Origin of the sequence: Neosynechococcus sphagnicola sy1 (assembly GCF_000775285.1) — a bacterium.
Taxonomy (GTDB): Bacteria; Cyanobacteriota; Cyanobacteriia; order Neosynechococcales; family Neosynechococcaceae; genus Neosynechococcus; species Neosynechococcus sphagnicola.
This window is the reverse complement of sequence record NZ_JJML01000026.1, coordinates 109,544-121,452: the sequence shown is the minus strand read 5'-3', so window position 1 is coordinate 121,452 and position 11,909 is coordinate 109,544. Positions and strand designations below refer to the sequence as shown.

9 protein-coding genes and 3 pseudogenes are annotated in these 11,909 nt (G+C 52.8%); 4 read left to right on the top strand and 8 right to left on the bottom strand.

Annotated features, from left to right (window positions below; translation table 11 throughout):
- Nucleotide 1: 1 nt before the first annotated feature.
- Nucleotides 2-2,180: pseudogene (ppk1, locus tag DO97_RS12455) on the bottom strand (polyphosphate kinase 1).
- Between the two features lie 22 nt (nucleotides 2,181-2,202).
- On the bottom strand, nucleotides 2,203-2,409 hold the full coding sequence (locus tag DO97_RS12450; protein WP_036533813.1) for a hypothetical protein: 207 nt from the start codon (nucleotides 2,407-2,409) through the stop codon (nucleotides 2,203-2,205).
- Nucleotides 2,410-2,685: 276 nt separating this feature from the next.
- Here DO97_RS12450 and queC point away from each other — a divergent pair, with 276 nt between their 5' ends.
- Nucleotides 2,686-3,387: a 7-cyano-7-deazaguanine synthase QueC gene (gene queC, locus DO97_RS12445; RefSeq protein ID WP_036533883.1), complete on the top strand. Its 702-nt coding sequence runs from the start codon at nucleotides 2,686-2,688 to the stop codon at nucleotides 3,385-3,387.
- A gap of 25 nt (nucleotides 3,388-3,412) precedes the next feature.
- Here the strand turns inward: queC and DO97_RS12440 are convergent, their stop codons facing one another.
- The 4 genes from DO97_RS12440 to DO97_RS12425 all read right to left on the bottom strand — a co-directional run bounded on the left by DO97_RS12440 (nucleotide 3,413) and on the right by DO97_RS12425 (nucleotide 7,848).
- Entirely contained in the window at nucleotides 3,413-3,775 is a 363-nt protein-coding gene (locus DO97_RS12440; protein ID WP_036533810.1) for a hypothetical protein, read from the bottom strand.
- An 825-nt stretch (nucleotides 3,776-4,600) separates the two neighbouring features.
- On the bottom strand, nucleotides 4,601-5,404 hold the full coding sequence (locus DO97_RS12435) for an ABC transporter permease (protein ID WP_036533807.1): 804 nt from the start codon (nucleotides 5,402-5,404) through the stop codon (nucleotides 4,601-4,603).
- Complete coding sequence (locus DO97_RS12430) at nucleotides 5,405-6,400, bottom strand: ABC transporter ATP-binding protein (protein ID WP_036533805.1); 996 nt, start codon at nucleotides 6,398-6,400, stop codon at nucleotides 5,405-5,407.
- A 26-nt stretch (nucleotides 6,401-6,426) separates the two neighbouring features.
- On the bottom strand, nucleotides 6,427-7,848 hold the full coding sequence (locus DO97_RS12425) for a PP2C family protein-serine/threonine phosphatase (protein ID WP_036533802.1): 1,422 nt from the start codon (nucleotides 7,846-7,848) through the stop codon (nucleotides 6,427-6,429).
- Nucleotides 7,849-8,213: 365 nt separating this feature from the next.
- On the opposite strand from DO97_RS12425, the gene DO97_RS12420 reads away from it, so the two are divergent.
- The 3 genes and pseudogenes from DO97_RS12420 to DO97_RS31225 form a co-directional block, all read left to right on the top strand.
- On the top strand, nucleotides 8,214-8,465 hold the full coding sequence (locus tag DO97_RS12420; RefSeq protein WP_162182991.1) for a hypothetical protein: 252 nt from the start codon (nucleotides 8,214-8,216) through the stop codon (nucleotides 8,463-8,465).
- Nucleotides 8,462-9,562 (top strand): AI-2E family transporter, encoded by a 1,101-nt coding sequence (locus tag DO97_RS12415; RefSeq protein ID WP_052128689.1) that lies wholly within the window; start codon nucleotides 8,462-8,464, stop codon nucleotides 9,560-9,562. The genes DO97_RS12420 and DO97_RS12415 overlap by 4 nt, the downstream gene beginning before the upstream one ends.
- A gap of 72 nt (nucleotides 9,563-9,634) precedes the next feature.
- Nucleotides 9,635-9,745: pseudogene (locus DO97_RS31225) on the top strand (IS5/IS1182 family transposase); the annotation flags it as partial.
- Between the two features lie 31 nt (nucleotides 9,746-9,776).
- On the opposite strand, the pseudogene lpxB reads toward DO97_RS31225, so the two are convergent.
- Together lpxB and lpxA are read right to left on the bottom strand one after the other, a co-directional pair.
- A pseudogene (gene lpxB / locus DO97_RS12410) lies at nucleotides 9,777-10,994 on the bottom strand (lipid-A-disaccharide synthase).
- Nucleotides 10,994-11,818 carry an acyl-ACP--UDP-N-acetylglucosamine O-acyltransferase gene (lpxA, locus tag DO97_RS12405; RefSeq protein WP_036533797.1) on the bottom strand — a complete coding sequence of 275 codons (825 nt, stop codon included), beginning with the start codon at nucleotides 11,816-11,818 and terminating at the stop codon, nucleotides 10,994-10,996. Before lpxA ends, lpxB begins: the two are co-directional and overlap by 1 nt.
- Nucleotides 11,819-11,909 lie beyond the last annotated feature (91 nt).

The window sequence follows — 11,909 nt, the reverse complement described above, 5'->3', positions numbered from 1 at the left end:
CTCAACTGCGCTTACCCGCAGCCTCCTGGGACGCCATGTCCATCAGCAAGCGTTGGGAACTTTGCTCCGGTGTGTTGGGAGAGGGTTGGCGCTGAATATAGTGACCATCGGACTGCATATCCCAGGCTTGGCGATTATCTGCCAGCATCACCCCAAGAATTTCCTGGAGATCCTTGGCAATTTCGGCATCTTCGACGGGAACCACTGCTTCCACCCGCCGATTCAAATTCCGAGACATCCAGTCAGCACTGCCGATAAAAACTTCCTCCTGCCCTTGATTTTGAAAATAGAAGATGCGGGCATGTTCTAAGAAGCGCCCAATAATACTGATAACGCGAATATTCTCGCTGACATTGGGAATTCCAGGTCGCAGACAACACATCCCCCGAATCACCAGATCAATCTTTACCCCAGCGCAGGAAGCTTCATAGAGGGTGGTAATCATCTGGACATCGGTGAGAGAGTTCATCTTGGCAACAATTCGACCCGGAAATCCTTGTTTGCAGTGTTCGGCTTCGCGGCGAATCATGGCAATCATGCGATCGCGTAAACTCACTGGAGCTACCAATAGCTTGCGATAGGTCTGCTGCCGAGAATAACCGGTTAAATAATTAAACAATTCGGTCAAGTCGGCTCCCAATTCCTCTCGGCAACTCAACAGTCCCAGATCGGTGTATAACCGGGCAGTTTTGGGATTATAGTTACCCGTGCCGACATGGACATAGCGGCGAATCCGATCGGCCTCTTTGCGGACAACCAGGGCAATTTTGGTGTGGGTTTTCAACCCCAGCAGCCCATAGACTACATGCACTCCGACTTTTTCTAGCTTTCGCGCCCAGATTATGTTGTTTTCTTCATCGAAGCGCGCTTTCAACTCCACCAGCACCGCCACCTGTTTACCGTTTTCAGCCGCATTGATCAGGGCATTGACAATCGGTGAGTCGCCGGAGGTGCGGTAAAGGGTCATTTTGATCGCCATCACATCAGGGTCATGGGCGGCCTGGGTGACAAACCGTTGCACGGTCGCAGAGAAGGAGTGGTAGGGATGGTGAACCAACAGGTCTTGTTGACGCATAGCGGCAAAAAAGCCCTCTCCTTCTTCAGCCGCTGCGGCATCCTCAGGCAGATCCCCAACCCGTTGGAGGCGAGAGGGAATCACTGGCATCCAGGGAGGATCCTTGAGTTCGGGCAGGGGAATGTCCATAAAGGCAAAGAGATCCCGCAAGCCGAGCATCCCCTCGACCTCATAAACATCACTGTAGTGCTCTCGATCCTCCACTCCCAGCCCTCGAATCAGGGTATTGCGAACGGTTTCTGGCATGGAAGCTTGAATTTCTAAGCGCACCACAGAGCCGCCAAAGCGTCGCTGGCGGAGCACTTCTTCAATCGCCTGCAACAGATCATCTGCCTCATCTTCTTGCAGTTCCACATCGGCATCCCGCGTAATCCGGAAGGGGTGGTACTCCTGAATATTCATCCCTGGGAACAAAAACTCCAGGTTGTGGGCGATCACCTGTTCCAGGGGCACCCCAGTCCAAGCCACTGGCTGATTTTCATGGGTGAGGCGCAACTCCTCTGGCAACGATAAAAACTCGCGGCAGGGAGTTGGGAACTTTGACCCGGGCAAACAGTTCGGCTCCCGTTTCCCCATCTTTGACCACGACTGCCAAATTGAGACTGAGGTTTGAAATGAAGGGAAAAGGATGACCTGGATCAACGGCCAGAGGGGTCAGCACCGGGAAAATTTGTTGTTCAAAATAATTCTGAAGGTAGGTGCGTTGTTCCTGGCTGAGATCAATGTAGTCTAAGAGATGAATGCCCTGGGCAGCAAGTAAGGGTCGGAGTTCCTGCTCAAAGTGTTGATGCTGCTTGATCACCGTAGGACGCAGCCGTTGATAGATGGTTGCAAGTTGTTCTGAAGGGGTTAAACCATCGGGAGTGAGTTGGGTCACCCCTGCCTCAATCTGTTCTTTAATGGCTGAAACCCTGACCATGAAGTACTCGTCTAAATTAGAGCTGAAGATGGCGAGAAACTTCAGGCGTTCCAGTAAAGGGGTGCGGGGGTCAAAGGCTTCACTGAGAACCCGATTGTTAAATTCCAGCCAGCTGACTTCGCGGTTGTAGTAGTACTGTGGGTCACTGAGGTTGATCTCAACCGTTGGCTTGTTCGATCTAGTCATGTTTTTGTTGCGAGGGGAAGGTTTAGAAGACTTCATCTTCAACTCCCTGCCACCCTTCCCAAAGGTTCATAAGATCCGGGTGGATATCAGCCATTTCCAGAGGGTCATCTTCTGGGGGGAAGCTGGACGGATGCTGCTTCAGATTTTGAAGACAGAATCGCATCAGCAGCCAGGGTTTGAAAACACTATCCGTTGCTTCGAGGTATTGTGCCAGATCATTGCTGTTCATCAGCGTCGCCTGCTTTACCTAGATTGATCCCATCCTACGTGGATATCCCGGCAACGAAAACCCCTAAAAATGGGCGATCTTGCCATCTTGAGGAGGGTGCAAGGTTACGGTCTTCAGCCCCGTAATGGCATCACTCATTGTTTAGTCAAGGTTTAGTCAAGAAGATCTCCCTCCGACTAGGGGCGATGCTCGGAGAGCGGTCTTTGACCATCGCCCTGATTCGGATCGTGAAAATATACGATGAAGTTAAACTCGATCAACCCAGGAGCCGGAACTGTGAAAGCTGTAATATTGCTATCGGGGGGACTGGATTCGGCAACGGTACTGTACCAAGCCCAAGCAGATGGCTGCGACTGTTATGCCCTCTCCTTTGACTATCAGCAGCGCCATCGGCGGGAATTAACCGCAGCCCGAACCATTGCCCAGTGTGCCGGTGTTATCGATCATCAGGTGGTCAGTTTTGATCTGCGGCAGTGGGGGGGCTCTGCTCTCACCGATGTCGAAATTGATTTACCCCAAAGCCGTTCTCTGGCGGAGATGAGTCAGACTATTCCTGTGACTTATGTGCCAGCTCGAAATACAATTTTTCTCAGCTTTGCCCTTGCCTATGGCGAGACGATCGCCGCTGAACGGGTCTATCTCGGGGTCAATAGTCTCGATTACTCTGGCTATCCAGACTGCCGTCCTGACTATATTCAAGCCATGCAAACCGTCTTTCAGTTGGGAACCAAACAGGGACGAGAAGGCACGGCGATCGCCATCGTTACCCCCCTGATCACCTTAAAAAAAACAGCCATCATCGAACTGGGCGATCGCTTAGGGGTGCCGTGGGAACTTACCTGGTCCTGCTATGCCGGAGGTGATGAGGCCTGTGGTACTTGTGATGCCTGCCAGCTGCGGCTCACTGCTTTTGCGGAACTAGGACGCACTGATCCTATCCCCTATGGGTTGAATCGCAACCCCCAAGCCTCCCTCTGAACCCTTGTCCCTTGGACTCAGACGGCTAACCAAACCAGTGGGAGGGATCTGTGCCTGCCGTCACTGATTCAGGAACATGATGGGAAATCCACTCTGCATTCGCCGTAAAGACGTGCTGAATTCCATCATAGACAATCGATTCAATTTGCAATTTCAATTCTGAGCCATAGGTGGAAGACGAGAGCTGACTGGGCATACTATCGTCATCGTCGTTATCAATCGCTGTGTATTGATTGGGAATGCGGCTGAGGATGTGGGCAATCAGCTTATCGCGGAGATCTGGAGATGCAAATGCTTGTTGATAAGGATGATCTGGATACAGTTCTAGAACCGTTTCCACCACCTCTGTCACAACCGGGAGTGTCAGGTTCGTAATTGTTTTTGACATTAGCTTCGCCTCCATTTTTAAACTGAGTGAAGTAGCTGTCTGGGATTAAATTTTCAAGAGAACCTCGAAAAACTTAGATCAGCCGCCAGGGGCTTTGTATTGATCTAGTCACACCAGTCCCTACTTCAAATGTATCTAAAAAGCACAACAGGCTAAACGTTTTTTTGCATAGATGCTGCCTGAAAGCATTGATAACTAAGAGCTTTGGATATTCAAACGAGTCGTTGATTTAATTGGCTGCTCTCTCAATATTCAACATTACAAATATGAGACAAACTTGCGAGTGGAACCGTCCGTAATGTTGCGAAAGACAACGGATTCAGAATTGCCAACATTGAGAGATCGACAGCTAAAACTCCTCACCACAACCCTGATCACTTCTGATCAAAGTCTATCATCTTCAACTAAAAATATGGAAAAGCCCAGGTTGATATTAGCAAGTCTCATCATCAGCTTTCCGAGAGTCATGCTTGGAATTTTCTGTAAATTTTGTGAAGAGACTGTCTGTAACTTGCAGGATTAATGAGATCAATCCCTAGATCGTTGTATACCTTCTTTGTCGTTGACTTGCCACCCCCAATTGGCACTGAACCAGCCCTATCTTGATGAATGGGTGGGGCAAATCAGTCAATGGCTTCAGTAGGGGATTCGAGTGTATTTTTTTGTTCACTGCCCCCAAGAGGCATGATCTCCTGTCACCGCCCGTTATTTTCAGCGGTGCTGACAGAAGACAGGGGTGACCGTACCGCCCCTGCCCTGGGATCAATTCTCCCGGACCATCCCACTGAGTTTGTTGGAGGAAAATACTGCAATACAGGGTTAAGTCTAGGAACGCTGGAATCGCAGGGCATCAATGGACTGAGCTGTGAGAAACAGACCAAGGACAATATAGCTGCCAAAGAGAATCAGGCTGCTGGTGTCAATCACACCCTGCACCAAATTGTTGTAGTTACTCAGTAACGAGAGATGCTCTAGGGCACTCCCCAGGGGGCCGCCAATGCCTTTGGCAACGACATCAATCACCCAGAGAAACAGCACCAAAGCAAAGGTGAGGACGGCTGCCAGAATGGTGCTGTCGGTGAGGGAAGAAATGAACATCCCCAGGGATAAAATCCCGGCAGCCAACAGCAATAATCCCAGGTGTCCCACCAGCAATAACACAGGTTGAAAGGGTGGGTTGGCATGACTGAGGGCGATCGCCTCGTAGATCATCAGGGGCAAAATCATCGAGACAAAAAAGGTAAGGACGGCTAATAACTTGCCAATGGCGACCGCCCAATTGGTAATCGGTGAAGTTGCCAAGAGTTCTAAGGTACCGCGCTTGCGTTCCTCGGCATACAGCCCCATGGAAAGAATCGGCAGAATAAATAGGGACAGGGAACCCAAAAGCCCCAGAAAGAATTTGAGAAATTCGGAGGCAACATCCAGGGGCGGAGCCGTGCCGCCACCAAGCTGATCCCGCATGGCGGCCTGAACTAAAATCCCCTCTGGCCCCAGCAGCACTGAGACAAAAAAGATGCCAGCCAAGAACCAAAAGACGCCAGCAATCGCATAGCACAAGGGCGAGGCAAAATACCCCTGTAACTCCCGACGATAAATAGCCACAATGTTTCCCATGATCATCCTCATTTAGGCTGCTGCGTCCTCGCTTGAATCAAATTTCTCCAGTGTGGCGTTGATGGCTGTTTCCTCGGTGGTTAGTTGCAGGAACACGTCTTCCAGGGTCGCTTGACTGCGGCGCATTTCGTATAATCCCAGGTTCGCTGCTACCAGCGCCACAGCCAGCTCTCGTCCAGGGTCGGTGCCTACCGCTGTGGTCACGTGCAGTTTACAGCGATCGGCAGCCAGACCTTCACTGCTGAGGATTTCCAGCCGTTCCACCCCGGCTACCTGCTCTAGGGTCTGCTGAGCCAGGAGCACATCCCCTGCCACCTCCAATTCGTAGGCAGTGCCCGCCGTCAGTTGGGACCCCAAATGATCGGGGGAATCAATGGCAACGACCCGACCCCGATGGATGATCGCTACCCGGTTACAGGTCATGCTGACTTCCGGCAGAATGTGGGTGGACAGAATAATAGTGCGATCGCCCCCTAAATTCTTAATCAAATTCCGAACTTCAATAATCTGCCGCGGATCGAGACCCACCGTCGGCTCATCGAGGATAATCACCGGGGGATCATGGACGATGGCTTGGGCAATCCCTACCCGCTGCTTGAACCCTTTGGAAAGTTTGCGAATTAACACGTCCCGCTTTTCTTGCAGCCCACAACTGGACAAGGCGGCTGCTACTCGAGTGGGGCGATCGCCGCCATTCACCCCTTTGATCCGGGCAACAAAATGCAGAAACCCTTCGACGGTCATTTCGGGATAGAGGGGGGGCGTTTCGGGCAGGTAACCAATTTGTCGCCGCACCGCCATGGAGTTCTCGTGCACCTCCCAGCCCGCAATTCGGGCAGTGCCTTCGGTGGCAGGGAGATATCCGGTTAAGATGCGCATGGTGGTGGTTTTGCCAGCCCCATTGGGGCCCAGAAAGCCCAGAATTTCACCCTGCTCTACCCGAAAGGTGACATCGGTAATGGCACGATGGGTGCCGTAGGTTTTACTGAGATGTTCAACTTCAATCATCGATGTCTACCCACTTACCTATCACTTCAGCTGCTGACCGCTTGAGGTTTCACCTGCATCACAATCAAGGTCATATCATCTTCGTTACAGCGATGGGAGCCAATAAACTGCTGTACCTGATCAAATAGATACTCTAGAATCTCTTGGGGGTTCAAGCAATGCTCACAGGCCCAGCGAAAGGCGCGGATCAGATTCTCTTCATCAAAGCGATCGCCACTTTGATTCCCCGCATCGGTGAACCCATCGGTGTAATAGATTAAGGTATCACCGGGGGAGAGCTGCACCTGAGCATCCTGGTATTGGGTACTGGCATCTAAGCCAATCAACATTCCCAGGGTATCCAGGCGTTTAATGGTATTCGTTGCCGCCTGCCAGAGTAAGGGCGGATGATGAGCCGCATTGCTATAGTGGAGAATCTGGGTTTGGGGGTCATATTCGGAATAAAACAGGGTAACGAAGCGGTGGGAATTTTCTAGATCTGCGTAGTACACCAAGTTCAGATGTTGCAGAATCCGGGCGGGGGAGTGGCCGTTTAAAACCTCAGCCCGCAGCATTCCCCGGGTCATGGTCATAATCAGCCCCGCCGGGACGCCCTTACCCATGACATCCCCGATCGCCAACCCCCAACAACTGGACTGGCTATCTTCTACCGGGCTAGCGGCATGATGGACGGGAATGAAATCGTAGTAGTCGCCCCCGACGCGGTTGGCTGTTTTGCAATGAGCTGCTAAGGCCACCCCAGCAATTTGGGGACACTGGCGAGGCAGGAGTTGGCGCTGAATTTCCGCCCCAATTTCCAACTCCCGATCCAACCGTTCCTTATTGCGCAGCTCGATCTTGAGTTCCTCATTGGCGATCGCCACCGCAGTTTGATCGGCAACGAGACGGACTAACTTTTGCCGGGTTTCAGTCCAATCGTAGGTTGGATCTTCGCTAAAGACGTAAAGTCGTCCGCGTTCCACATTTTTGACGAGAATCGCAGTGCCAAACAGTTGAATCTCCGACCCCAGATAATGACTCACTTGATAGTCCAGTGCCGCCATGCCTCTGTAGGTGGGGATCACCCCGGTGGGGCCAGGGGTGGCAGTTGCCAACGAGGTAGTCGTTACCTGGCGGGAAACGGTTTCCAGTGCCCTGCGGATATCTTGACAGTGGGAGCTATCTTGACAATGCAGACGTGCCAAACTCACCTGACCGTTAGGTTTGAATAAAAATAATGCCCCCCCGTCTGCATCGGTGACGCGGCTCGCCATCAGCGGGATCAGTTCCAAAAATTGGTTTAAATTGTTAAAGCTGCGGAGGGCATAGCCGAGAGAACTAAGCAAGTCCTGGGTTTTGTGCTGTTCCCGGTGTAACCGAGCCACCAGTTCCTTCAAGGCAAACACGGGGGTCGAATTGCTTCGATCCGCAGGCTGGGGTGACGATTTAGGAGCAGGTACAGTCGTCATGGGGCTAAGACAGCTTGTTCACACAGGTGGGAAAATCGGGAGGAGGCCAACCCCTCCCCCAAAGCCAGATCTCTTTCCTCCGGTCAGATAGCTTAACACTATCTGGCGACCCGATCGGAGGCTTAATAGTTGACAAGTACCAATAAAACACGTTAACCCACCAGAAGGAGATCTATCAGCCATTGGCAAGGGCATTGATCCTTGCAATTGCGTAGTTTGCACCTCATTCTAGCGAATGTGTTGATTTTGTTAATAATATTTTCAATTGTGAGCAATTTTACAGGGGTTGTTATTGTCGGCTCACAGTTGTAGATGTGACTGTAGATCTCACTGGATCTGATTTGAAATTCCTATTTTCCCTGCTGATGCGTAGTAATCTGAGTTTTCTTAACAAAGTCCTGCTGCTTTCTGTCTTGCTATCCCTGCTGATCAAATATGGTGGCAAACTGCTGCCCCTGAACGCAACGTCTACGACGGCGGCGATCGCGGTGGTCGTGCCGACGCTGATCATGGCGGCGATTTTAGGTTGGCGCGCCCGACGATTCTCGATCACAGGCAATGCTCAAAGACAGCTCTGGGAGCAACGCGAACCTTCATCAAGGGAGTCTGGGCTGTGAAATTTGGCGCATGGCTGGGTTTGATCGCATTGATGCTGTCCTTATACATCCTGTGGCAGATTCGACAGTTACTGTTACTGGTGTTTACCGCCGTGGTGCTGGCAACGGCGCTCAATCGTCTGGCCCGGCGCTGGCAACGGCTGGGAATGCAACGACCCTGGGCGGTGCTCGCAGCGGTAGGCGTTCTCGTGCTGTTCTTCACCCTGGTGTTTTTTCTGATCGTGCCGCCGTTCACGGAACAGTTTCAGGAGCTCCAACTGCTGGTGCCTCAAGGACTCGACCGGATCACCCACTGGTTGAATAGCTTTAAGGTGCAGTTGCCCCAACAGGTGGAGGAGGTGATCCCCGACAGTGAACATCTGTTGCAGCAGATGCGCCCCTACGCAAATCGGTTGCTGGGGGGGTCGCTGGTGCTGGTTTCTGGGTCCTTGAATTTTGTGTTAAACCTGCTGTTGCTGCTGGTCTTGGCCCTGATGTTTCTGGCCAACCCGCAAGGCTATCGCCAGCTGTTCATCCGGCTGTTCCCAGCCTTCTATCGCCCTCGGATGGCGGAGATCTTAAGTCACACGGAAACTGCCCTGGCCGCTTGGATTGTGGGGGCACTGATGAGTATGGGTGTGATCTCGATTCTGAGTTGGCTGGGGCTGTTCCTATTACAGGTAAAACTCCCCCTTGCGAATGCCGTGCTGGCGGGGCTGCTAAATTTTATCCCCAATGTGGGGCCAGCCTTTAGCGTCGTGCCGCCCATGGCGATCGCCCTCTTGGATGACGGTTTGAAGGCCGTATTTGTATTGATTCTTTACTTTGGCATCCAGCAGTTTGAAAGTAGTCTGCTGACACCCTACATCATGGCGCAGCAGGTGGCCTTGCTCCCTGCCCTCACCTTACTGTGCCAAGTCTTTTTTGCCACGATCTTCGGCTTTTTTGGCTTGGTGATGGCGATTCCCTTAACGGTGGTGGGGCAGGTGTGGCTGCGGGAAATTCTCGTCAGAGATGTGCTGGATCAATGGGGGGGGGGTCAGTGGCCTGGGTCAGTTGGTGGCGGTGAAGGTTCCCCCGGAGGTGCCGATGACGGCGGCAGATCAGGGTTCTCCTAAACCCCTCGCATCCTCCCCCCAAGCTCCAGAGGACTCTGTGGTTTAGAGCCAGGAAATCGCCTATCCATTCCCATGGCCACCAGATGGAGACTGAGTGAGTCAGGGGTGTGCCGTCTGATCCATAAAGTAGAAGCCTTACTGATGAGATCTGGGAAGTTTCGTCTGCCCGGGAAAAAGCAGTTATATCAGAACGCTTACACCTGGGAGGTTGTAGTCATTTTGATTGACGCAATAGGTCTAGTTTCAAAATTGCCAGAGCTGCGCGATCGGCAACTCCAGGCTCCCCCAAAGACTGCCGCATGGCTTGATAGTCCTGCTGAATTTGCTGCCGTCGAGTAGGGTTGAGGAGGAGATCTAAGGATTCCCGGACAATATTGGGAGCGGTGGCCTTTCCCTGGAGTAATTCCGGCACAATCGGGCGCATTGTCACCAGGTTAGGGGGGGCCATGAAGGGAATGGAGAACTTCAAGAGATGCTGCGCCACCCAAGCGGTGAATGGACTAACCCGATAGATTACCACCTGGGGTACCTGCATGAGAGCGATTTCCAGATTCACCGTGCCAGATTTAGTGATGGCTAAATCCGCCGCCGCGATCGCACAGCGCCGTAACCAATCCCCTTGGGGATGCCCCCTGTCTGGCACCAGTTGGGCCCGTAACCCAGCAGCGGCGATCGCCTGTTGCAGGTGAGCACGATAGGCTTCTAAAGAAAGGGGAATCCAAAATAAGGGTTGCTGGGGGTCAGTATTGGGGATCTGGGCTTGCAGCTGACGGGCAGCTTCTAGGATCACGGGTAATAAAGTCTGCAACTCCTGCTGGCGAGAGGCGGGTACCAAGGCGATCGCCCATTGATTGGGGGCAATGCCCAAGGCCAGCCGCGCTTGTTCTCGACTGGGAGCTGTGGACATTTGATCCAACAGGGGATGCCCAACCCAGGTAACCGCCGCCCCTTGCTGCTGATAGTAATGGGCTTCACCGGGAAACACTGCCAGGAGCTGATCGGTGAACTGGACAATCCGCCGAGTATTGCGTTGATTCAGGGACCACACCCATTCCTGGGGGGTCAATGTAGTAGACGATGGGCACCTGGGGATAATGCTGACGGGCAAACCACCCAATGCCAAGATTTGGCCCCATATAGTCAATCAGGACAATCACATCGGGGGAGTACTGCCGCAGATAGCGTTTGGCTTGGCGCTGCACGGTCAGGGTTGGCAGCAAATAGGGGAGGGATTCCAGGAGTCCAATGGAGCCAATGTGGCTGGGTTTTCCCCAACAGGGTCGACCCCTGCCGCTGCCATGCGATCGCCGCCGAGGGCGGCAATTTCCAAGGGAATTCCCAGTTGCTGAGCTTGACGACGCAAAGCAGCAATTAACAGCGCACCTTGGAGATCCCCAGAGACTTCCCCGGTACTAATAAAGATGCGGGTCATCAGGATTCCATGGCTGCGGAACGGCGACTGGGAATCAAGCCCCGCCGTTCCGGGGTTTGTGCACTACGGCAAAACTGGCGCAGATGTTGCAAGGGCTCGCTATCGGGGAGCAAATCCAGTTGGTCTAGGGCTGCACTCAGGGGTAAGCCCTCCCGGTAGAGCAGACGAAAGGCCTTTTTCAGGGATTGAAACACCTGTCCCGCCTCGAGTTCCGTAAAATTGGCTCGTCGCAGTCCTACTAAGTTGAGCGATCGCACCCGGGAGGGATTGCCCTCCACCAGCATATAGGGCGGTACATCCCGATCAATCCGACTCATCCCCCCCACCATGGCCAGTCGCCCAATGTGCACAAATTGATGCACTCCCAGAATGCCGCTAATGCGAGCCTGGGATTCTACCTGCACATGCCCTGCCAAGGCGACACCGTTGGCAATGATCACCTGATTCTCAAGCACACAATTGTGGGCCACATGGGCATAGGCCATCAGGAGATTGTTGTTGCCAATCAGGGTAGCTTCCGGGGCACGGGTGGCGCGATTGATGGTGACATATTCCCGAATCCGATTGTCATTGCCAATCTTCACCCAACTCGGAGAGCCGTCGTACTTGAGGTCTTGGGGCTCCATCCCAATGGCAGCCCCCGGAAAGATTTGATTGCGATCGCCAATCTCTGTCGGCCCTTCTATGACGACATGGGCCCCAATCACGGTTTCTGCTCCAATTTTGACATCGGCTCCAATCACAGCATAGGGGCCAACCTGAACCGTCGAGTGGATCTCAGCCGTGGGATGGATAACAGCAGTGGGATGGATCAAGGTTGTCATAGAAGCGACTGGCTGCGAGGTTGAGAGAGAAGCAGGTTGTCTAGGGATGCTGGAGAACAATGACACAATGCTAGCCATTCACCAATGAGGA